This is a genomic window from Pseudomonas sp. PLMAX (assembly GCF_046042685.1).
GTDB classification, from domain to species: Bacteria; Pseudomonadota; Gammaproteobacteria; order Pseudomonadales; family Pseudomonadaceae; genus Aquipseudomonas; species Aquipseudomonas putida_AE.
Genome location: NZ_CP064949.1, coordinates 4,179,273 through 4,200,037, shown reverse-complemented (window position 1 = coordinate 4,200,037; position 20,765 = coordinate 4,179,273). Strand labels below are relative to the sequence as shown.

The window sequence follows — 20,765 nt, the reverse complement described above, 5'->3', positions numbered from 1 at the left end:
ATAAAGAAATAGTAAAGAAGGCCAGGTTGCGATGGTTTGAGTTGTCTCGGTTTTGAGATTTTCGGTGGTCTTTCCGGCCTCTTCGCGAGCAAGCCCGCTCCCACAGGGATACCGTATGGCAGGAAGAATACGATCCCTGTGGGAGCGGGCTTGCTCGCGAAGAGGGCATATCTACCAATGGAGATTTATGTCTCTTTATAGAGACTCGGCAATCCCCAACGCCACCATCTTCTTGTACAACGTCGACCGCCCCAACCCCAATCGTGCCGCCGCTTCAACCACCTTGCCCCCGCATTGCGCCAAGGCGTTTTCAATCAATTGCCGATCAAACCGTTCCCGCGCCGCACTGAACGTCTCATGCGCCACCGGCTCGATACTCAACGGCGCCACGCGCGCAACCGGCATGAACGTGCCTATTGCAGCGCGGATATCAGTTTCCGTCAGCCGCAAATCATCACTAAGCAACGCCGCCCGCTCCAGCACGTTACGCAGCTCGCGAATGTTCCCCGGCCAGGCGTGTTGACCCAGCAGCGCCAGCGCTTCGCCGTTCAGTTCGTGCTGGCTGCGCAGCTCTTCAAGGATCGCTTCACTGAGGGCGGGCAGGTCGTCCAGACGGTCACGCAGGGGTGGCACCTGGATCGGCAGGACGTTGAGGCGGTAGTACAGGTCGGCGCGAAACTCGCCGCGTTTGATCGCCGCTTCCAGGTCGGTCGAGGTCGCGGCGATGACCCGCACATCGCTCTGGATCACCTCGTTGGAGCCGACTGGCTCGAATTCTTTCTCCTGCAGCACCCGCAGCAATTTGCTTTGCAGCGGCAACGGCATGTCGCCTATCTCGTCGAGAAACAGCGTGCCGTCCTGGGCGATCTGCAACTTGCCGGCGCGGCCTTTGCGGTCGGCGCCGGTAAAGGCGCCAGGGGCGGTGCCGAAGAATTCGGCTTCCAGCAGTGATTCGGGGATCGCGGCACTGTTGATGCTGACAAACGCCTTGTGCGCGCGCGGCGAGGCATTGTGGATCGCCTGTGCCAGCAGTTCCTTGCCGGTGCCGGTTTCACCGAGCAGCAACACCGGCGAGTCGGTGCTGGCGCTGCGCCGCGCGCGGCGCTTGACTTCCAGGCTGGCGGCGCTGGTGCCGATGAAGTGCGCGAAGTTGTAGCGGGTCTGGCGCGCACGCAGCAGCGAGCGCGTGGAAGCCAGCTCTTGCTGCATGCTCATGTAGCGCTTGAGCATCGGCGACAGGCTGCGCAACTCGTCGAACAAGGCAAAACCGATGGCGCCGATCACCTCGCCGGCATCGTCGTGAATCGGCAGGCGCATCACCACCAGCGGTTCCTTGGGGGTGTCCTGCATGTCGAGCAGGATCGGTCGGCCGGTACGCACCACTTCGCGCAACAGGCTGCCGGGGATCACGCTTTCGCAGGCCTTGCCAATCGCGCTTTCGGCCGATTGCAGGCCGAAACGCTTGGCATAACGTTCGTTCATCCAGACGATGTTGGCGTCGCGGTCGACGATCACCGTGCCTTCACTGGACTGCTCGATGATCTCGAACAGCGAGCGGATCGCCAGCAGGCGTACGCGCTGGTAGTCCTTGAGGCTTTCGGTGGTGTTCATGCGCAAGGTCCTGGATGTGTATTGCCGATAAGGCCGTCTTCGCGAGCAAGCCCGCTCCCACAGGTGATCTGTGTCGGTCACAAATCCCCTGTGGGAGCGGGCTTGCTCGCGAAGGCCGCGACGCGGTCTGACTGGATTATGCCTGCCCCACATGTGCCGCCGCCAACAGCTCCTTGGTGTACGGATGCTGCGGCGAATCGAACACGTCGTGGCTGGCACCGCTTTCGACCACCTTGCCGTCCTTGATCACGATCATGTCGTGGGCCAGGGCGCGCACCACCGCCAGGTCATGGCTGATGAACAGGTAGGTCAGCCCGTGTTTTTCCTGAAGCTGGCGCAGCAGGGCGACCACCTGCTTTTGCACGGTACGGTCCAGCGCCGAGGTCGGCTCGTCCAGCAGGATCAGCGCCGGCTTCAACACCAGCGCCCGGGCGATGGCGATGCGCTGGCGCTGGCCACCGGAGAACTCGTGGGGGTAGCGATGACGGCTTTGCGGGTCGAGCCCGACTTCCTGCAGCGCCCGGATCACCTCGGCGTTGCATTGCTCAGTGGTCAACTGGCTATGCACTTCCAGGCCTTCGCTGATGATCTGCGCCACGGACATGCGCGGGCTGAGGCTGCCAAACGGGTCCTGGAACACCACCTGCATTTTCTTGCGCCACGGCCGCAACTGTTTCTGCGTCAGGCCATCGAGTGCCTGGCCCTGGAAGCGGATGCTGCCTTCGGAGTCCAGCAGGCGCAGGATCGCCTGGCCGAGCGTGGACTTGCCGGAACCCGATTCGCCGACGATGCCCAGGGTCTTGCCCCGTTGGATATTCAGGCTGATGCCGTCCACGGCCTTGAGGTAGGTCTTGCGTCGGAACAGTCCGCCACTGACCGGAAACTGCACCCGCAGGTCGTGCACCTCCAGGACTTTCTCGCGTTCGTCCCGGGGCAGCGCTACGCCTTCCGGCTCGGCATTGAGCAGCACGCAGCTGTAAGGGTGTTTCGGTGCGGTGAACATCGTCTCGCAGGTGGCCTGCTCGACAATTTCGCCGGCCTTCATCACGCAGACACGCTGGGCAATGCTGCGCACCAGATTGAGGTCGTGGCTGATCAGCAGCAGCGACATGCCCAGTCGCTGTTGCAGCGACTTGAGTAGCAGCAGGATCTTGCGCTGCACCGTCACGTCCAGCGCTGTGGTCGGTTCATCGGCGATCAACAGTTCCGGCTCGCAGGCCAGGGCCATGGCGATCATCACCCGCTGGCGCTGGCCACCCGATAACTGGTGGGGATAGGCCTTGAGCCGCTCCTTGGGCTTCTGGATACCCACCAGGTGCAGCAATTCGAGAATCCGCGCCTGTGCCGCCTTGCCGGCCAGGCCTTTGTGCACCAGCAGGGTTTCGCCGATCTGCTTCTCGATACTGTGCAGCGGGTTCAGGGAGGTCATCGGCTCCTGGAAGATCATCGCGATGCGATTACCCCGCAGTTTGCGCAATTTGCTCGCATCGGCGCCCACCAGTTCCTGGCCGCGATAACGGATGCTGCCGGTGGTCTCGGTGCCGCATTCGGGCAGCAGCTGCAGGATCGAGTGGGCGGTCACCGACTTGCCCGAACCCGACTCGCCGACCAGCGCCAGGCATTCGCCGGGGCGGATGTCCAGGCACAGGTTGCGCACCACGGTCTGGCCACTGAAGGCCACGCTGAGGTCACGGATTTCGATCAGGTTGCTCATATCAACGGTCCGCTTCACGCACGAGGGTCAAAGGCGTCGCGCAAGGCTTCGCCGATGAACACCAATAGAGAAAGAATCAACGCCAGGGTGAAAAACGCCGTCAGCCCCAGCCAGGGCGCCTGCAGGTTCTGCTTGCCCTGGCCGATCAGTTCGCCCAGGGACGCACTGCCGGCCGGCATGCCGAAGCCGAGGAAGTCCAGGGCGGTGAGGGTCGAGATGGCCCCGGTCAGAATGAACGGCAGGTAACTCAGGGTCGCGTTCATGGCGTTGGGCAGGATGTGCCGCACGATCACTTTGCGATCGCTCAGGCCCAGCGCACGGGCCGCCTTGACGTATTCCAGGTTGCGCCCGCGCAGGAATTCGGCGCGCACCACGTCCACCAGCGCCAGCCAGGAAAACAGCGCCATGATCCCCAGCAACCACCAGAAATTCGGCTCGACGAATCCCGAGAGGATGATCAGCAGGTACAGCACCGGCAGCCCGGACCAGACCTCCAGCAGCCGCTGGCCGAGCAAGTCGACCCAGCCACCGTAATAGCCTTGCAACGCGCCGGCGGCGATGCCGATCAGCGCGCTGACGAACGTCAGCATCAAGGCAAACAGGATCGACACCCGCGCGCCGAAGATCACCCGCGCCAACACGTCCCGCGCCTGATCGTCAGTGCCCAGCCAATTCACGTTCGATGGCGGGCTCGGGGCCGGTTTGTTCAGGTCGTAGTTCGGTGTGTCGTCGCTGAAGGGGATCGGCGGGAACAGCAGCCAGCCACCGTCCTTCTTGATCAGGTTCTGCACATAATCGCTGCGGTAATCGGCCTGGAAGGGCAGTTGTCCGCCAAATTCCTGCTCGGTGTAGCGCTTGAGGGCAGGGAAGTACAACGATCCCTGATAGCTGACCACCAGCGGTTTGTCGTTGGCGATCAGCTCGCCGCCCAGGGTCAGCAGGAACAGCCCGACAAACAGCCATAGCGACCACCAGCCGCGGCGGTTTTTCTTGAAACGCTCGAAGCGGCGTCGGCCCAGCGGTGAAAGCTTGAGCATCAGGCGTTCCTCGCGGCGAAGTCGATGCGCGGATCGACCAGGGTGTAGCACAGGTCGCCGACCAGTTTTATCAGCAGGCCGAACAGGGTGAAGATGAACAGCGAACCGAACACCACCGGGTAGTCCCGGGACACGGCCGCCTCGTAGCTCATGCGGCCCAGGCCATCGAGGGAGAAGATCACTTCGATCAGGAGGGAGCCGGCAAAAAACACGCTGATGAAGGCCTGGGGAATCCCCGACACTACCAGCAACATGGCGTTGCGAAACACGTGGCCGTACAGCACCCGGCGCTCGCTCAGGCCCTTGGCGCGGGCGGTGACTACGTACTGGCGAGTGATTTCGTTGAGAAACGAATTCTTGGTCAGGATGGTCAGGGTCGCGAAACCGCCAATCACCAGGGCGGTCACCGGCAGTACCAGGTGCCAGAAGTAATCGGCGACCTTGCCCAGGGTCGACAGCGACTCGAAATTGTCCGAGACCAGCCCGCGCACCGGGAACCAGTTCAGCGAGGTGCCGCCGGCGAACACCACGATCAGGAACATGGCGAACAGGAAGGCCGGCATGGCATAGCCGATGATGATTGCGGTGCTGCTCCAGACATCGAAGTGGCTACCGTGGTGCACGGCCTTGCGGATCCCCAGGGGAATCGACACCAGGTAGGTGATCAGCGTCGCCCAGAGCCCGAGGGAGATGGTGACCGGCATCTTCTCCAGGATCAGGTCGGTGACGGTGGCCCCGCGAAAGAAGCTCTTGCCGAAGTCCAGGCGCGCGTAACTGGTGAGCATCAGCCACAGGCGTTCCGGTGCCGGCTTGTCGAAGCCGTATTGCTTTTCGATGTCCTTGATCAATTGCGGATCGAGGCCGCGGCTGGCCCGGGAATGGCCCATGGTCTCGCTGGAACCGCCACCGACATTGGCGCCGCCGATGCCCTGAAGGTGCGCGATGGCCTGTTCCACCGGACCACCCGGGGCGGCCTGGACGATGACGAAGTTGACCAGGAGGATGATCACCAGGGTCGGGATGATCAGCAGCAGGCGCCGTACGATATAAGCCCACATCAGTGCGGTCCTCCGGGGCTGCCGCGACGGATTCGCTCAGCGGTCATCTGCTGGTTGGTCAGTGGCGTGGTGCTCATTTCCCACCAGCTCTCGATGGCTTCGTCATTGCTCGCCTGCACGTTCGGTATGCCGAAGCGATTCCACCACACGGTGGAGCTGCCCGGCGGGTAATAGTTGGGAATCCAGTAATAGTTCCATTGCAGCACCCGGTCGAGCGCGTGGGCATAGTGCAGCATGTCGGCCTGGGTGTTGGCGCGGATCAGGCCATTGATCAAGGTGTCCACCGCCGGGTTCTTCAACACCATGTAGTTGTTGGCACCGGGGTCGGTCGCCGAGACCGAGGCGAAGTAGTTGATCAGTTCGCCACCGGGGGAGGTGGTGACCGGATAGCCGGTGACGATCATGTCGTAGTCGCGGCTCATCAGGCGATTGACGTACTGCGACGAGTCGATGCGGCGGATGTTCAGGTCGATGCCGATCTGTTTCAGGGTGCGCTTGTAGGGCAGGAGCAAGCGATCCATGCCGTTCTGGCTGACCAGGAAGGTGAAGCTCAGCGGCTCGCCCTCGGCGTTCACCAATTGATCGCCCCGGGGTTTCCACCCGGCTTGTTCCAGCAGCTCCAGGGCTTGCAGCTGCTTGTCACGAATCAAGCCGCTGCCATCGGTTTTCGGCGGCTCGAACACTTGGCTGAAGACTTCATCGGGGATCTGTCCGCGCAAGGGTTCCAGGATCGCCAGCTCACCGGCATCAGGCAAGCGCCGGGCCGCCAGCTCGGTATTGGAAAAGTAGCTCTGCTGGCGGATGTACAGGTTGCGCATCATCTGCCGGTTGCTCCATTCGAAGTCCCAGAGCATCGCCAGGGCCTGGCGCACCCGGCGGTCCTGGAACATCGGTTTTTGCAGGTTGAACACGAAGCCCTGGGCCGATTGCGGCGCTTCGGTGGCCAGGTGGGCCTTTTGCAGGCGACCGTCGCTCAGTGCGGGGCTGTCGTAGCCAATGGAGTAGCCGGTGGCGGAGAACTCGCGGTTGTAGTCATAGGCGCCGCCGCGCAAAACCTGGCGCGCGACATCTGTGTCGCCGAAGTACTCGATGCTGAAATGGTCGAAGTTGTACAGGCCACGGCTGACCGGCAGGTCCTTGCCCCACCAGTCGGGATTGCGCTCGAAGGTGATGCTGCGCCCCGAATCGATCTTGCCGACCTTGTAGGGCCCGCTGCCCAGGGGCGGCTCGTAACCGCCGCCATCGGCAAAGTCACGGCTCTTCCACCAGTGTTCGGGAAACACCGGCAAGGTCGCGATGTCCAGCGGCAGGGTGCGGTTTTCGTTGTTCTTGAAGTCGAAGCGCACGGTCAATGGCGATTCGACTACCACGCCTTTTACGTCGGCGAACTGCGTGCGATATCGCAGGCTGCCCTGGGTCATCAACAGGTCGAAGGTGTAGCGCACGTCCTCGGCGGTGATCGGCTTGCCATCGGCAAACCGCGCCTTGGGGTTAAGGAAGAAACGCAGGGACAGGCCATCGTCGGAGCGCTCCATCTGCTGCGCCACCAGGCCGTACACCGTGTAAGGCTCGTCCAGCGAGCGCTGCGCCAGGGGCGAGTAGAGCAGGCCATCGATCTGGCTCACGCCGATGCCCTTGTCTATGTAAGGCAGGACGTGATCGAAATGCCCGATCTCGATCGCCGAACGGCGCATCGTCCCGCCCTTGGGCGCCTGCGGATTGGTGTAGGCAAAATGACTGAAGCCGGCAGGGTACTTGGCGGGCTCGCCGTAGACGGTCAACGCATGTTGCGGTGCGGCATTCACACCGGCGGCGCCCAGGAGCAGGGCCACGGCAGTGAACAATGAAGTCGGGAAAGCCAGTCGCATTTTCAGCCTTAGAGCCGGGTGGTCGTCAACCACGATTTGTACGCTAGCGGCGCGTCCCTCGCCAGCCGTATTACGTATCTGAAACACGACGGCCCACCAGAAGGCGGGCCGCTGCACAGTAAATCCAGGCGTCTATCAGTCCTGGCGGCTGGTCACTTCCAGCAGGTGGTAGCCGAACTGGGTCTTGACCGGACCTTGCACTACGTTGAGCGGTGCGCTGAAGACCACGGTGTCGAACTCCTTGACCATCTGGCCTGGACCGAACGAGCCCAGGTCACCGCCCTGGCGGCTGGAAGGGCAGGTGGAGTTGGCTTTGGCGACTTCGGCGAAGTCTGCGCCACCCTCGATTTGGGCTTTCAGTTCGTTGCACTTGGCTTCGCTGGCAACAAGGATGTGACGGGCAGTGGCTTTGGCCATGGGGAAACTCTCCATTCAATGTACGGTAAAGTGCTGAGCCTACCGGATTCAGTGGGCTATTTCTCCCCAAAGTTCCGTTGCCAGCGCTCTGGACGGCGGGCCTGGGTCAAAGCCCGGCTTTTTTCAGGCGCTCGGCGTGCTGCACATACAGATCGATCGGGTCGACGCGCCTTACACTTTGACCGCCTGACTGGCGAAGGGTGCCCAGATGGTCCAGCGGATAGTCCGAGCGGATGACGGTGCCCAGGTGGGAGCTGTAGCGGCCGACCAGGCCATCGTTCTGCAAGGGCTCGAGGGAGAAATAACGTGAGAGCGCGCGCATCAGTCCATGGGATGGATCAGCTACCTCAAGTCCTTCAGCCCGCCGCTTGCCCTGCAGGATGCCACTCCAGGAATAGTAGCGCACGCCGTTGACCTGCTCGCGGCCCTTGCCACCCCAGGTCTGCGGCAACCCCTGGGGGTACTTCTGGTTGAAGGCGTTCACGCCTTGCGTGGTCAGGGCGTTCAACGCGGCGACGGCATTTTGCGGCATCCGGCCTTTGCCACTGAGTAACGAAAGAAAGTCGGCGAACAAGGTGGCAATGGTCTCGGCCACGATATCCGGCAGGTGGCCCGGTGTCAGTGCCTTGCGCAGCAGGTCCGCCAGTTCCGAGCCGTGGTTGGGGCCGCTGACGGACGTCACCGAGGCCACCTTGCCGGGCGCTGTCGCGGCGGCATAGCGTGCGGCCAACGCCCCTTGGCTGTGGCCGATCAGATTGACCTTGTCGGCCCCGGTGCCCTCCAGTACCCGCTGGATCTGCGCCAGCAGCTGTTCGCCGCGTACTTCGTTGCTGTGGGTGGCGGACAGATGCGGGACGAACACCCTCGTGCCAGCGTTGCGCAGGGCCTGCCTGACGTCGTGGAAGAGGTGCACGCTGGCGATCCGCTCGAAGCCGAACAGCCCGTGCACCAGCAGGATGGGATAATGAGTCTTTGCATTCCGTTGCATGTTCATTCCTTTTCCAGGGTTCAAGAAAGTGACTTCGACGTCACTCTAAAGACTCCAGCGCCGCAGCGATGCATGAAATGGCCGCTGTGGCCTGGGGAAAAAGGCATAGGCAGGGTACGAATCCTGATGGCTGCCGACCCGTCTGCGGATGAAGACGGGTTGGTGCAGCCCGAAAATGCGGTGGTCAGCGGGTTTGCTGTGCCCGCAGCCGATCCGCCGCCTGGCGCAACAGTTGCTCTGTCGCGCTCCAGCCCAGGCAGCCGTCGGTGACCGAAACGCCGTACTTCAGCGACGGGCTCAGCGGTTGGCAGCCTTCGAACAAATGACTTTCGATCATCATGCCGATCAGCGAGCGATCGCCCTGCAGGCGTTGTTCCAGCACGTCGTTGAACACGGCGGGTTGGCGCAGTGGATCTTTGCTGCTGTTGGCGTGGCTGCAGTCGACCATGATCCGGGCCGGGATCTTCAGTCGGGTCAAGTCGCCGTGGACGCGGGCGACGCTGGCGCGGTCGTAGTTCGGTCCGTGATGACCGCCGCGCAGCACCAGGTGGGTGTCGGCATTGCCCGGGGTCTGGATGATCGCGGGGTGACCCTGGCTGTCGACGCCGAAGTGGCGATGTGGATGGGCGGCCGAGCGCATGGCGTCACAGGCGACGCCGACACCGCCATCGGTGCCGTTCTTGAAGCCTACCGGCATGCCCAGGCCGCTGGCCATCTCGCGATGGATCTGCGACTCGGTGGTGCGGGCGCCGATGGCCACCCAGCTCAGCAGGTCGTCGAAGTACCCGGCGGCCATGGGTTGCAGCAGTTCAGTCGCCACCGGCAGGCCGAGCATGAGCATTTCCCGCATCAGCTCGCGGGACAGGGTCAGGCCGCCGGCCATGTCATCGCTGCCATCGAGGTGCGGGTCGTACGCCAGGCCTTTCCAGCCCACCGTGGTGCGAGGTTTTTCGACGTAGGCGCGCATCACCAGGAGCATCTGGTCGCTGACGTCGGCGCTCAGGCGGGCCAGGTTGTCGGCGTATTCAAGTGCGGATTGCGGGTCGTGGATCGAGCAGGGGCCGACGATGACCAGCAGACGGGAGTCTTCACCGTCGAGGATTGCGCGAACCGCCTGGCGGTGAGTCGCGACTTGCCGGGCCAGGGCGTTGGTCAGTGGCAATTGCTGCTTGAGTTGCAACGAAGTGGGCAGGCGCAGGGTCAGCGCTTCGTTGGCAGAGGTAAGGGTCGACAGTGGCAGAGCAGAGACGGACGAATTCATGTTCAGGCTTCCTGGGCGGCGGCGGGTTCACTCCCGCGCGCTCGGCCCTACTGGGGTGTTCGACAATTGGCCGGATTGGCTGCGTGTGTGTGCTTGCCACCTGTGGGTGACCGATCGGAGGCGGCAGGCTGTCCCGAGCGGAGGGTGGTAAATCGCCAGGCGGTAAAACTGTCGTGACGGTAATAAGTGGCGTAGTTCATTTGTAAAATCCTCTTGATGGCGGTGTGTCGCTAAAGCTGTGTGGTGGCGGGCCCAAAAAACAAAACCCCCGGTCGGGAGGCCGACCGGGGGTTGAGAATTCTCTGGTGGCGACCCGTTTGAAGTGGGCGCCGTGTGGGTATCAGGCGCGCCAGTGGCTAAACCAATACCCAAAATAAAAGTTTGCCGGAGTGCACACGTCATTCACCCGGGCAGCCGCAACCGAGCGCGGGGCGCTGGCGGTATGAAGCGATGGGCGGGCGTTGAACATGGTCTGTCTCCGATGAATGCACCGAGCTTACTAGAGGCTGGTACGAGGTTTCAATCAGAAAATGCTATCGCTCGGCGCCGGCGTTTTCTATCGCTTGAGCGCCGATGAAGATGTGGCACACTTCTGGTTTTTTGCCACGGGATCAGCATGACGCCATTGATCGAAGTTGACTGGCGCCCGGCGACCGATCACGACCTCGATTTCGCCCGGGACCTGACACGCATCAATATGCTGCGCTATTACATCCAGCACGATCTGTTGTGGCTGGACGAAGCGTTCGATGTCGCCTGGGCGGGGCGTGACAACCGGGTGATCGTGCACTTTGATCGTCGGCTGGGGTTCGTCAGCCTGAGCCGCGATGCCCGGGCGCTGTACATCCGCGAACTTCAGGTGGGCCAGGCGTATCGAGGGCAGGGGGCTGGTTCCTGGGCGATCGATCAGGTATTGGCGCTGGCGTGCAGGGAAGGGCGCGGGGCCCTGCGCTTGACGGTGTTTGAAAATAATCCGGCGCGAGCCCTGTACGAACGCAAGGGCTTGAAAGTGGTGGGCAGGGACGAGTGTTTCCTGCGCATGGAGCGTGAAGCCTCCGCGGCAATGCGCTGAAACACGCTGGCGACAAGCCCTGCAAGACGAGTGGAAACTTTTTATATAACGCTTGCCGCTAGGTCTGCCAGTTGCTTTTTGCTAAGGTGGCGGGCAATCCAACAAGATCATATCGCGGGGTGTCTGCTTGATTAGGGTGCTAGTAGTCGATGACCATGATCTCGTTCGTACAGGCATTACACGAATGCTGGCTGACATCGATGGCCTGCAAGTAGTCGGCCAGGCAGAGTCCGGGGAAGAGTCCCTGCTGAAGGCGCGCGAGTTGAAACCCGATGTGGTCCTGATGGACGTCAAGATGCCCGGGATCGGCGGTCTTGAAGCCACCCGCAAATTATTGCGCAGCCATCCCGACATCAAGGTCGTCGCGGTGACCGTGTGCGAGGAAGATCCGTTTCCCACGCGACTGTTGCAAGCCGGTGCGGCAGGCTACCTGACCAAGGGCGCCGGATTGCCGGAAATGGTCCAGGCCATCCGCCTGGTGTTTGCCGGTCAGCGCTACATCAGCCCGCAAATTGCCCAGCAACTGGCGATCAAGTCTTTCCAGCCAACCAACGATTCGCCCTTTGACGCCCTCTCGGAACGGGAAATCCAGATCGCGTTGATGATCGTCGGCTGCCAGAAAGTCCAGATCATCTCCGACAAGTTGTGCCTGTCGCCAAAAACCGTGAACACCTACCGTTATCGCATTTTCGAAAAGCTTTCGATCAGCAGCGATGTCGAGTTGACGCTGTTGGCGGTTCGTCACGGCATGGTTGATGCCAGCCTCTGAAAATGACTGAAATCTTCGATCCAAGCGCCTTCCTGTCGACGGTCAGCGGGCGACCCGGTGTGTATCGCATGTTCGACAGCGACGCACGCCTGCTCTACGTCGGCAAGGCCAAGAACCTCAAGAATCGCCTGTCGAGCTACTTCCGCAAAACCGGCCTGGCGCCCAAGACCGCGGCGCTGGTGGCCCGCATCGCCCAGGTCGAAACGACCATCACGGCCAATGAAACCGAGGCGTTGCTGCTTGAGCAGACGCTGATCAAGGAATGGCGGCCGCCGTACAACATCCTGCTGCGCGACGACAAATCCTATCCTTACGTGTTTCTCTCTGACGGCCAGTTTCCGCGCTTGAGCATCCACCGCGGGGCGAAGAAGGCCAAGGGCAAATACTTCGGCCCCTATCCGAGTGCCGGCGCGATCCGCGAAAGCCTGAGCCTGTTGCAGAAGACCTTTTTCGTCCGTCAGTGCGAAGACAGCTACTACAAGAACCGCACGCGGCCTTGCCTGCAATACCAGATCAAGCGCTGCAAGGCGCCTTGTGTCGGCCTGGTGGACCCGCAGGTGTATGCCGAAGACGTGCGGCACTCGGTGATGTTCCTCGAAGGGCGCAGCAATGCACTGACCGACGAGTTGTCCGCGGCCATGGAAGAGGCGGCGATCAACCTCGAGTTCGAGCGTGCTGCCGAACTTCGCGATCAGATTTCACTGCTGCGCCGGGTCCAGGATCAACAGAGCATGGAAGGCGGCACGGGTGACGTCGACGTGATTGCCGCGTTCGTCAACCCGGGCGGTGCCTGCGTTCACCTGATCAGCGTGCGCGGCGGGCGAGTGCTGGGCAGCAAGAACTTCTTCCCGCAGGTGGGTATCGAGGAGGACGTTTCCGAGGTCATGGCGGCGTTTCTCGGTCAGTACTATGTCAGCAGCCCCGAACGCGACCTGCCGAGCGAACTGATCGTCAATGTGGTCCACGAAGATTTCCCGACACTGATCGCGGCCATTCACGAGCTGCGCGGTCGCGAACTGACCATCAGCCACAGAGTGCGCGGTACCCGTGCGCGCTGGCAGCAACTGGCGGTAACCAATGCCGAGCAGGCCCTGGGTGCGCGCCTGGCCAACCGGCAACACGTTGCCGCGCGTTTCGATGCCTTGGCAGAAGTGCTCAAGCTGGACGAACCACCCCAGCGCCTCGAGTGCTATGACATCAGCCACTCCAGCGGGGAGGCGACCGTGGCCTCCTGCGTGGTGTTTGGCCCCGAAGGCCCGATCAAGTCCGATTACCGGCGCTACAACATCGAAGGCGTTACCGCGGGCGATGACTACGCGGCCATGCACCAGGCCCTGACCCGACGCTTCAGCAAGCTCAAGGACGGGGAGGGCAAGCTGCCCGACATCCTCCTGGTCGATGGCGGCAAGGGCCAGCTGTCGATGGCCCGCGACGTGCTCAACGAGCTGGCGGTGCCCGACCTGATCCTGCTCGGCGTGGCCAAGGGCGCGACGCGCAAGGCCGGTTTTGAAACCCTGTACCTCAACGACGCCGCCCACGAATTCACCTTGCGCGGTGATTCCCCCGCGCTGCACCTTATCCAGCAGATTCGCGACGAAGCCCACCGTTTTGCGATTACCGGGCACCGCGCGCGCCGCGGCAAGACCCGTCGCACCTCGACGCTGGAAGGCGTTGCCGGGGTCGGGCCGACACGCCGGCGCGATTTGCTCAAACATTTTGGTGGATTGCAGGAGCTGTCTCGTGCCAGCATCGACGAAATCGCCAAAGCCCCCGGGATCAGTAAAAAGCTCGCAGAGTTGATTTATGCAAATCTGCACAGCGAGTAGAATGCCCCCTCACCTCGTAGCCAGTTGTGCCGATGAATATCCCTAATCTGATTACCGTTCTACGCGTCCTGCTCATACCGATCTTCATTTTGCTGTTCTACCTGCCGTACCACTGGAGTTACCTGGCGTCAGCCTCGGTCTTCGCCTTTGCCGCCGCCACCGACTGGCTGGACGGGTACCTGGCCCGACGCCTGGAACAAAGCACGCCGTTCGGGGCTTTCCTCGACCCCGTGGCCGACAAGCTGATGGTCGCCGTGGCCCTGGTGTTGCTGGTACAGGAACACGGCAACCTGTGGCTCACGCTGCCGGCTGCGGTGATCATCGGTCGCGAGATCGTGGTCTCGGCGCTGCGCGAATGGATGGCCGAACTCGGCGCCCGTGCGCACGTGGCCGTGTCGAACCTGGGCAAATGGAAAACCGCCGCGCAAATGCTGGCGCTGGTGATCCTGCTGGCCAATCCATCGGACTTCAGCTTCTGGGTCCTGCTGGGCTACACCCTGCTGATGGTGTCCGCGGGCCTGACATTGTGGTCCATGGTCCAGTACTTGCGGGCGGCCTGGCCGCATCTGCGTACCGACGTGCAAAAGAAATAAAACTTTTTTGAATCAAGGGGTTGACGGCGCTTCTGATTTCTATAGAATGCGCCACACCAAGCGGGAATAGCTCAGTTGGTAGAGCACGACCTTGCCAAGGTCGGGGTCGCGAGTTCGAGTCTCGTTTCCCGCTCCAAGTTTTACGCATTTGATGTCGCGCTACTGACAACAGATGTTTTGAGGCCGAGTAGCAAAATGGTTATGCAGCGGATTGCAAATCCGCCTACGCCGGTTCGATTCCGACCTCGGCCTCCACTATTGAAAGCCCCGCAGATTAACGTCTGCGGGGTTTTTTATTGGGCGCAGGAAAGTGAAGGAGTTCCGAAACTTTAGGGGGTGGAGTTCCGAAACTATTTCATTTTGACGGTTGAGCGATCGCCCCGATACGACGATATACACGTTTGGTGATTTCCTGCTCAGAGTGGCCCAGCAGGAGGCTCGCATCCGCGATGTCGGTTATTTCGGAAGCTGCTTTTGGTCGAATATCCTTGAACTGGAATTGGCGAATCTTTTCTGCGTCATCACTCCGGCCCTCTCTGACTGCCAGCGATCGTGCTGATTCCCGAGCGTCATCCCATCTATTACGCAGCATCTGCTGAGAAACGCGCATCCCTGACTTGCTGAGGATGAAGTGCGACACGCTGTGCTGTTTGTTTCTCTCAATGATTTCCTCTATGAGTAGGCCAAGGCTATTCTTCACGCCATCGGCCTGCATCTGGATTCGAAGGCGTTTACTCGTTTTTCCTTGTTGCACAGTCAAGTAATCCCCCTCAATGTCTCCACGTGTCATTGCGATAACGTCAGCTGGGCGCTGTCCCGTCAAATAGGCCAAGTCCATTGCATCCCTCAGCTCCTGCGGAGCTTGTCCATACACTGCCGACCAGACCATATCGTTGGCGTAGTAGTCCCGGACCTTTTCCTTGTTTTTCCGAACTCCTGCGCACGGGTTCTCCCGGTCAGTGAAACCCCATTCCCGCGCAATGTTGAATACATGGGACAGGAGGGCAATTTCCCTGTTCGCCCTGGTCTTGGCCGTCCTTGCATCCCGGTACTGCGCAACCATGGATGGGGTAATTGCGTCGATTGGCGCGTCTTCAAACCCTTTGCGCAGATGCTTGAGCTCAGCCCTGTTGTCCTTTTGCGTGCGCGGCGCCTTCTTCGGGACAATGTCCCGCTCGTATCTGTCAAAAATCCCCTTCATGACCTTTAGGTCAGCCGGTTTTGCCTTGGCTTCCAGTTCAGCCCATTTCAGCCTTGCCTTGTCGAAGTCCCCGCCAAGCGACAGCTCCTTGCCGTTCGCATCCCGGTAGTAGTACCCAACCCAAACAGTACCGTTCTTGCGGGGGCGTTTACGCCGCACCATCCCTGGCGGCAAATCCCTATTTTCTGTCTTGCGGGGGCGCATATCAGTTCACTCTGGAGAAGTCTGGCGTCCAGGCCGGACGCGTCGGGGGCGGGTTTGGGTCAGCGATAGACGTGGAGTGCATGCCCAATTTCATGCGAGCGTACATCCGGCCAACCAAAGGGCGCTTGCCGCGGCTTTCGACGAACACCCACTGACGATCAATCAGCCAGCGACGTTGGTAGGCCCTGGCCTTGTAGCCGGTGAGTTCGGCCAGTTCCTCGTCGGAGAGAATTTCAGTTTCCATGGCGATGCTCCATGTCGCGCGTGGCGGCAGAAGGTGGTTGGTGGGGTGGGTGGATTGTGGAAATCAGATGAGGGGTGGGAGGCTCGTTGAGTGGTTGAACTATGGTCTATTCGTTCGTCTCGCCAGTTGCGTAACTCGCAGCTCCCCTTCCTGAAGTGACTGGTGGGGCGAACCCTTAGGGTCGAGGCTGCTTGTAGTAGTACACGTAGGCGAACCAGGCGAGGGCGATCATGGGATCACCCCGCGGCGTGCCCACTGCACATACGGACCGTCTTTAGTGTCGAAAATACCGAGCAGGAACCAGTCTTGCTCCGGTGGTGTTTCGGGCTCCCATCCGAAGCAGTGGCAGGCTTCATCATCCCAATAGGGATGAGCTTCCAAGTCCGAATCCATGTGCCAGCCGATCACTTCAAGACCGTGGCGATCGAGCCACGCTTCGTAGGCTTCGTGATCTTCGTCGAATTCTCGGATGCCCGGGTGATACCAGTATCCGTCCTGGTCACGCACAACTTCTGCGGGGCCAATCAACTTTTCTTCAGGCATGACTGTTCCTTTGCCGCTATAGCGGCTGACTTTGAAGGGGGAGGGAGTCGAGCGAATATCTTTAAGGTTTCAGCGCGTTTTCAGCGTGACATGGATCTTGCCGATACCTAGAATGATGGCACTTCAATGTTACTGCTAATTGAGCTTTAGAATAATGATAAACAGGATGCGTAGATTCATTTACCGACTTAAAAATAGTGAACTCTTTTCAATTTTTATCGGCGAAGATTGGCCACGTGTCACTAGGGAAGAATCTCGTCAACTACGGTTTGGAAAAGCAGACAAAAGAAACGAAAACGGCTCGCATTCTGGCGGGGAGTGAGAAGTAACGTTTTCGGCGCGCCTCAACTCCCGGACTGACCCGGGTGGTACGCTCTCGAATCGCTCGAAAATGCCATCCCTCATCCAGCACGAGCCCAAAACCTCGGCCGTATGCGATCACGCTCTGGCGCTCAACCTCTTTGGGTTGGCATAGGTATCAATTCGTTGATCCGCGGCGTTCAGGCGCAGCTGCAAGGCGTCACGCTCGTCTTGCACACGCTTCTCGCTCATCCTGCAATCTCCATCTATTCCTGATCATGGGCATTCGCAACCGGCTTCGATGAGTAGGTCAGCGTGCCGTCGAGGATCGCCGCCTTGATGGCTTCAAACTCCCAGGCGTAATACTGCGATTCGACGTAGACGCGCATCTCGCCGTAGTCGTGCTTTTTCCGTCGTATGAACGCTTCGGCGGCGTCCTTGGTGAAGTGGCTGTTCACGATCTCCCAGCGATGGTTCCAGCCGGTGACGGTGTGGTCGTCGAGTTCGCGAAGGATGTCCCATTGGTCATCTTCGTCGAGATCGAGGAAGCCGCATTCCCGGTCTGCCATGACCTGGTCATCCATTTCACCGCGCTCGTCATCATCTAGGTCGTCCCAGTATTCCTTAGGACTGAACCACGTTTGGTCTTCGAGGCAGACCGCCAAGCCTTCCGCATAGTCCGGCTCAAAGCCGTATTCGATGCGCTTGGTCTGGACGGTGAACAGCGCGGCGGCAGTGTGGTGCCGTTTGACGCCAGCCCCATTGCAGTCATAGCGAAGGCGCTGAACGAAGTCGGCCCAGGTTGATTCGTTTAGGTCGTGGCCGGTTGCCAGGCTTGGTGACGGCTCAGCGATTTTGTTTTCTGTGGGCATGGGGGATACCTCTCCTTCTGCATAAACTGAAGTGGCTGCTAATCTTTTCTGGAATCAAATCAACGGAAGTTAAGGTGCTGTAATGAACATACTGCTGCGCTTGAGCGTCATTTTTTGCACTATTTGGCTTTCCGGATGTGATACTAAAATGCAGCTTGCAGCTCCCGAAGCTTGCATTTGTAAGACGTCAACCATTTCACAGCAGTCGTCAATGATTGCGAATTGCAGCTGCGGAGCGTTGCAGTGCGTAACCGTAATGGCAGCAAATAACTCAGGTAATAACCCGCAACCAACAGCACTCTATTGCAAATAAACTTTGAAGTGACCTGCTCAATATACTGCTCCCGGGTGAGTTTGTTTTCTGTGGGCATGGGGCGTCCTATGCCGGGTCATGCCCGGGCGGTGGAGAGTTGGTTATGCGGCGTCTTGAACTTCTTGTTTTTGCGGCCACTCTGCGAATCCGACCTTTGGCGCCTTGGTCTTCGGGTTAATGATTGGCTTGCCTTTGGCGTCAACCAGAACAGCTTTCGTTCTTATCCTCATGTCTCGACATTTTCCCGACTTGCGAGCCAAGTCAATGAACTGCTCGGCATACTGGGGGGCGTCGAATAGGGGGCTGAGCTGCTTCACCTTTGTGCCGGCCATGATCTGATCGGCGCGAACACCAACCTTGTGCAGCCATTCATCGACAGTCAGCTCGATTGTTTGGCCGTTTCTCTTCGGATCAGGCCGGGTTGTTTTGACTGTCTTCTTGGCCTCGGCCATGGCGACATCGCGGGTCATACCAAACACTGCAAATGTGCTCATCGGTTATCTCCAGGCAGACGCCTGCCTCGCCGGCTGGCGTAATTCGTTGAAGTGGGGGTATTTGTGTTTGGCCCAGCATGGAGCCAGAGGGGTGACGTCAGCTGCTGAAACTTTGGCTGCTAGAACACTTGACGTATGCTTTGCCCCTTTCGTACGGAAGTAGGGAGGCACTAGCTTGAGTAAGTACCGGCCATTAGGCATTTATTTTGAGGGCCTAGCAGATGATGTTGTCACGCTTACGTTCCAGCAAATGGAGGACATCCTTGGTTTCGAACTACCGCCTTACGCCCATACCGCTAGCGCTTGGCTGAATGCAGACATAAGGAAGCGGCCTCAAGCTCAACAGTGGATTCGTGCTGGGTGGGAGCGTGGAAAATTAGATCTCGAGCGGAAAGAGGTTTCGTTTTTTCGCGTCAAGACTCAGGCCCCCAAAATTTCCTTAGCGCAGACCGAGCTCGATGAGCTGGAGCAGGCTGATGAGCAGCAGCTAAAGATCGAGCAGGATGCCGGTCTATCATCGACCGAAAAGAAAACCTTGATCAATGCGCGGATCGGTCAGGGACAGTTTCGACAGTCTGTGAGCCGGAGTGAACAACGCTGCAGGCTAACGGGTGTTTCCGATCTGGAATTCTTGATCGCTAGTCACATAAAGCCCTGGAAGGACTGCGATAACAGAGAGCGTCTGGATGGTGACAACGGCCTTATGTTGGCGCCGCACGTCGATAGGCTGTTCGATCGTGGTTGGATCTCCTTCGAGGATAATGGGGATATTTTAGTTACAGACAGCGCCAAGGCTGTCATCTCTGTTTGGGGGCTGAGCGGTATCAACAACGCTGGGAAATTCACCAAAGACCAGCAGGTCTTTCTTCGTTACCACAGAACACACGTTTTCAAAGGCTAGTCGGTTAATTCCAAGCCATGGTCGCAGCCCCTGTGCCTGATCGGATTGAATCATAGGTATTTGCCATGCGGGATCCTCCCCGGCTGGCGTGATTCGTAAATTGGGAAGATGATTTGCACCTGGCGCAAACCTGACGGTGGCTGCGATGAGTGCGAAAACCGATGTGGAAGCGATTCGGCTTATTGGTGAAGAGGTAGTGCGGCTGCTCAGCCTTCCAGAGGAAAAGCTTGAGCCCGAGGTTAGGGAAGGACTTCGCCTTATTGCTGACCTCGCGCGGTGGCGTGATCTCGCCTACGGGAGATCTGAACAATCTGTAATGGCAATGGACTTCGAAGTATTCACCTGCGGCGTCGATGAAACCAAGCCGCTGCTCTACTTGTGGCAGATTGAAGATGAAAACGGCCAGGTGCTTTATAGGTACGTCGGCAAAAGTGAGCGCGGTGCGAGTCGACCACTAACTCAATACCGGCGGAATGTCGTAAATCATTTGGCCGAGAGGCCTTACCGAAAGGGCAAGCCCGACGCTTTTCGAGCAGTTCATTTGCGCATGTCGGACGCCGTTACCAAGGGGCATCGAATTACCTTGTACTTACTGCAAAACGTAAGTGACGTTGCGCAAATTTTCTCTGCAAAGCGCACTGAGCAGGAGAAATTCTGCTCAACCCCGTATTGCGACCTTCCACCAGCGCAGCTCTTCGTTCCGCGCAGGCTGGCATGATTCGTTGAAGTGGGGTATTTGTGTTCGGCCCGGCATGGGGCCGGATCAAGGAGAGAGGTTGTGGGAAAATTGAAGGTCGAACATCTGACGATAGGGACCGGGTCTAGGCTGGCGATCTACGATCGAAAGCAAAGTCCAGAGGAGCTATTCCTCGAAGATACGGCTGAGCTTGATGTGTACAAGGTCACTCTTCGAGATGGAACCTATAGCCATATCGATCAGGAGTTCAAAGAAGGCCATTTTGAGGTAGCCCTATCGGTCGGTAGCAGCTGGCAGGGTTATGTAATTACCCAAATGCCCGACATGACTCCAGAAAGTGAGCCTGAATCGATTACCCTTACACTGAAGGTTGAGCGGTAGGCGGCAAAGCTTCATCACCAGGATCGCGAGCCAATTCGGCCATGCTCTTTTCGTAAAATGCTCTCGACACCTTTTCGCTTGGTTCGTAAGGTGTCGTGACACAGCGAAGCATCCGGGCGGCAGTGTCGAAGTCGGCGGCGATTACATTCTGCAGGAGGTTCTGATACACCTCCTGCTGATTGTTGAAGCCGTGCTCCTTCATCAGGCGCTTGAGGTCCGGCATGAAAACACCGGCCACCTCAACCTTGAAAACCCCCACACCCTTGGCTGCATTGTCGGCATTCTTCTTCTCGCGCTTCTTGCGCTGCTTGATGGCTTCCGCCGTCGGCTCCTGCTGTTCCTCGGCCATGGCCCGCCTCTTCAATTCCGTGGGCTGGTAGATCCAGCCATGTCTGTCGTCG

At 59.5% G+C, this 20,765-nt stretch carries 21 protein-coding genes and 2 tRNA genes; 9 read left to right on the top strand and 14 right to left on the bottom strand.

Annotated elements, in window-relative coordinates:
- Positions 1-195 precede the first annotated feature (195 nt).
- The 8 genes from DKB71_RS19160 to DKB71_RS19125 form a co-directional block, all read right to left on the bottom strand.
- Positions 196-1,611, bottom strand: a complete 1,416-nt coding sequence (locus tag DKB71_RS19160) for a sigma-54 interaction domain-containing protein (RefSeq protein ID WP_408596667.1) — start codon at positions 1,609-1,611, stop codon at positions 196-198.
- Between the two features lie 136 nt (positions 1,612-1,747).
- Positions 1,748-3,325, bottom strand: coding sequence for an ABC transporter ATP-binding protein (locus tag DKB71_RS19155; RefSeq protein WP_323606344.1), 1,578 nt, complete (start codon positions 3,323-3,325; stop codon positions 1,748-1,750).
- Between the two features lie 14 nt (positions 3,326-3,339).
- Positions 3,340-4,362, bottom strand: coding sequence for an ABC transporter permease (locus DKB71_RS19150; RefSeq protein ID WP_274075964.1), 1,023 nt, complete (start codon positions 4,360-4,362; stop codon positions 3,340-3,342).
- Entirely contained in the window at positions 4,362-5,420 is a 1,059-nt protein-coding gene (locus DKB71_RS19145) for a microcin C ABC transporter permease YejB (RefSeq protein WP_408596664.1), read from the bottom strand. Before DKB71_RS19145 ends, DKB71_RS19150 begins: the two co-directional genes overlap by 1 nt.
- Complete coding sequence (locus DKB71_RS19140; protein ID WP_408596662.1) at positions 5,420-7,288, bottom strand: extracellular solute-binding protein; 1,869 nt, start codon at positions 7,286-7,288, stop codon at positions 5,420-5,422. Before DKB71_RS19140 ends, DKB71_RS19145 begins: the two co-directional genes overlap by 1 nt.
- Before the next feature lie 135 nt (positions 7,289-7,423).
- On the bottom strand, positions 7,424-7,705 hold the full coding sequence (locus DKB71_RS19135) for a peptidylprolyl isomerase (RefSeq protein ID WP_059405911.1): 282 nt from the start codon (positions 7,703-7,705) through the stop codon (positions 7,424-7,426).
- Between the two features lie 106 nt (positions 7,706-7,811).
- Complete coding sequence (locus DKB71_RS19130; RefSeq protein WP_408596660.1) at positions 7,812-8,693, bottom strand: esterase/lipase family protein; 882 nt, start codon at positions 8,691-8,693, stop codon at positions 7,812-7,814.
- Between the two features lie 184 nt (positions 8,694-8,877).
- Positions 8,878-9,954, bottom strand: coding sequence for a 3-deoxy-7-phosphoheptulonate synthase (locus DKB71_RS19125; protein WP_408596658.1), 1,077 nt, complete (start codon positions 9,952-9,954; stop codon positions 8,878-8,880).
- A gap of 616 nt (positions 9,955-10,570) precedes the next feature.
- On the opposite strand from DKB71_RS19125, the gene DKB71_RS19120 reads away from it, so the two are divergent.
- From DKB71_RS19120 to DKB71_RS19095, 6 genes are all read left to right on the top strand, one after another.
- Complete coding sequence (locus DKB71_RS19120) at positions 10,571-11,026, top strand: GNAT family N-acetyltransferase (RefSeq protein WP_408596656.1); 456 nt, start codon at positions 10,571-10,573, stop codon at positions 11,024-11,026.
- A gap of 127 nt (positions 11,027-11,153) precedes the next feature.
- The gene (gene uvrY, locus DKB71_RS19115; protein WP_008015884.1) at positions 11,154-11,795 is read left to right on the top strand and encodes a UvrY/SirA/GacA family response regulator transcription factor; all 642 of its coding nucleotides are present in this window, start codon (positions 11,154-11,156) and stop codon (positions 11,793-11,795) included.
- Positions 11,796-11,797: 2 nt separating this feature from the next.
- Positions 11,798-13,621 carry an excinuclease ABC subunit UvrC gene (gene uvrC / locus DKB71_RS19110; protein WP_274075969.1) on the top strand — a complete coding sequence of 608 codons (1,824 nt, stop codon included), beginning with the start codon at positions 11,798-11,800 and terminating at the stop codon, positions 13,619-13,621.
- Positions 13,622-13,653: 32 nt separating this feature from the next.
- Entirely contained in the window at positions 13,654-14,214 is a 561-nt protein-coding gene (gene pgsA / locus DKB71_RS19105; RefSeq protein ID WP_274075970.1) for a CDP-diacylglycerol--glycerol-3-phosphate 3-phosphatidyltransferase, read from the top strand.
- A gap of 60 nt (positions 14,215-14,274) precedes the next feature.
- Positions 14,275-14,350, top strand: a tRNA-Gly gene (locus DKB71_RS19100).
- Positions 14,351-14,395: 45 nt separating this feature from the next.
- Positions 14,396-14,469: transfer RNA gene (locus DKB71_RS19095), tRNA-Cys, on the top strand.
- 100 nt (positions 14,470-14,569) lie between these two features.
- Here the strand turns inward: DKB71_RS19095 and DKB71_RS19090 are convergent.
- The 5 genes from DKB71_RS19090 to DKB71_RS19070 form a co-directional block, all read right to left on the bottom strand.
- On the bottom strand, positions 14,570-15,619 hold the full coding sequence (locus DKB71_RS19090) for a tyrosine-type recombinase/integrase (RefSeq protein WP_408596653.1): 1,050 nt from the start codon (positions 15,617-15,619) through the stop codon (positions 14,570-14,572).
- Position 15,620: 1 nt separating this feature from the next.
- On the bottom strand, positions 15,621-15,863 hold the full coding sequence (locus DKB71_RS19085) for a DUF4224 domain-containing protein (protein ID WP_408596651.1): 243 nt from the start codon (positions 15,861-15,863) through the stop codon (positions 15,621-15,623).
- Between the two features lie 228 nt (positions 15,864-16,091).
- On the bottom strand, positions 16,092-16,406 hold the full coding sequence (locus tag DKB71_RS19080; RefSeq protein ID WP_408596649.1) for a hypothetical protein: 315 nt from the start codon (positions 16,404-16,406) through the stop codon (positions 16,092-16,094).
- 566 nt (positions 16,407-16,972) lie between these two features.
- On the bottom strand, positions 16,973-17,578 hold the full coding sequence (locus DKB71_RS19075; protein WP_408596647.1) for a hypothetical protein: 606 nt from the start codon (positions 17,576-17,578) through the stop codon (positions 16,973-16,975).
- Positions 17,579-17,992: 414 nt separating this feature from the next.
- Positions 17,993-18,385, bottom strand: a complete 393-nt coding sequence (locus tag DKB71_RS19070; protein WP_408596645.1) for a hypothetical protein — start codon at positions 18,383-18,385, stop codon at positions 17,993-17,995.
- Positions 18,386-18,560: 175 nt separating this feature from the next.
- Here DKB71_RS19070 and DKB71_RS19065 point away from each other — a divergent pair, with 175 nt between their 5' ends.
- From DKB71_RS19065 to DKB71_RS19055, 3 genes are all read left to right on the top strand, one after another.
- Complete coding sequence (locus tag DKB71_RS19065; protein WP_408596643.1) at positions 18,561-19,286, top strand: HNH endonuclease; 726 nt, start codon at positions 18,561-18,563, stop codon at positions 19,284-19,286.
- 145 nt (positions 19,287-19,431) lie between these two features.
- Positions 19,432-20,004 (top strand): hypothetical protein, encoded by a 573-nt coding sequence (locus DKB71_RS19060; RefSeq protein ID WP_408596641.1) that lies wholly within the window; start codon positions 19,432-19,434, stop codon positions 20,002-20,004.
- 60 nt (positions 20,005-20,064) lie between these two features.
- Positions 20,065-20,364, top strand: coding sequence for a hypothetical protein (locus tag DKB71_RS19055; protein WP_408596639.1), 300 nt, complete (start codon positions 20,065-20,067; stop codon positions 20,362-20,364).
- Here DKB71_RS19055 and DKB71_RS19050 read toward each other — a convergent pair.
- Entirely contained in the window at positions 20,342-20,713 is a 372-nt protein-coding gene (locus DKB71_RS19050; RefSeq protein ID WP_408596637.1) for a hypothetical protein, read from the bottom strand. The two genes, DKB71_RS19055 and DKB71_RS19050, sit on opposite strands and share 23 nt — an antisense overlap.
- Between the last annotated feature and the right edge of the window lie 52 nt (positions 20,714-20,765).

Coding starts and splice junctions, on each gene's coding strand:
- DKB71_RS19135 (WP_059405911.1), bottom strand. CDS start 7,705: ATGGCCAAAGCCACTGCCCGTCACATCCTTGTTGCCAGCGAAGCCAAG.
- DKB71_RS19090 (WP_408596653.1), bottom strand. CDS start 15,619: ATGCGCCCCCGCAAGACAGAAAATAGGGATTTGCCGCCAGGGATGGTG.
- uvrC (WP_274075969.1), top strand. CDS start 11,798: ATGACTGAAATCTTCGATCCAAGCGCCTTCCTGTCGACGGTCAGCGGG.
- DKB71_RS19085 (WP_408596651.1), bottom strand. CDS start 15,863: ATGGAAACTGAAATTCTCTCCGACGAGGAACTGGCCGAACTCACCGGC.
- DKB71_RS19120 (WP_408596656.1), top strand. CDS start 10,571: ATGACGCCATTGATCGAAGTTGACTGGCGCCCGGCGACCGATCACGAC.
- DKB71_RS19080 (WP_408596649.1), bottom strand. CDS start 16,406: ATGCCTGAAGAAAAGTTGATTGGCCCCGCAGAAGTTGTGCGTGACCAG.
- DKB71_RS19075 (WP_408596647.1), bottom strand. CDS start 17,578: ATGCCCACAGAAAACAAAATCGCTGAGCCGTCACCAAGCCTGGCAACC.
- DKB71_RS19070 (WP_408596645.1), bottom strand. CDS start 18,385: ATGAGCACATTTGCAGTGTTTGGTATGACCCGCGATGTCGCCATGGCC.
- DKB71_RS19050 (WP_408596637.1), bottom strand. CDS start 20,713: ATGGCCGAGGAACAGCAGGAGCCGACGGCGGAAGCCATCAAGCAGCGC.
- pgsA (WP_274075970.1), top strand. CDS start 13,654: ATGAATATCCCTAATCTGATTACCGTTCTACGCGTCCTGCTCATACCG.
- DKB71_RS19125 (WP_408596658.1), bottom strand. CDS start 9,954: ATGAATTCGTCCGTCTCTGCTCTGCCACTGTCGACCCTTACCTCTGCC.
- DKB71_RS19140 (WP_408596662.1), bottom strand. CDS start 7,288: ATGCGACTGGCTTTCCCGACTTCATTGTTCACTGCCGTGGCCCTGCTC.
- DKB71_RS19160 (WP_408596667.1), bottom strand. CDS start 1,611: ATGAACACCACCGAAAGCCTCAAGGACTACCAGCGCGTACGCCTGCTG.
- DKB71_RS19150 (WP_274075964.1), bottom strand. CDS start 4,362: ATGCTCAAGCTTTCACCGCTGGGCCGACGCCGCTTCGAGCGTTTCAAG.
- DKB71_RS19155 (WP_323606344.1), bottom strand. CDS start 3,325: ATGAGCAACCTGATCGAAATCCGTGACCTCAGCGTGGCCTTCAGTGGC.
- DKB71_RS19060 (WP_408596641.1), top strand. CDS start 19,432: ATGAGTGCGAAAACCGATGTGGAAGCGATTCGGCTTATTGGTGAAGAG.
- DKB71_RS19145 (WP_408596664.1), bottom strand. CDS start 5,420: ATGTGGGCTTATATCGTACGGCGCCTGCTGCTGATCATCCCGACCCTG.
- DKB71_RS19130 (WP_408596660.1), bottom strand. CDS start 8,693: ATGCAACGGAATGCAAAGACTCATTATCCCATCCTGCTGGTGCACGGG.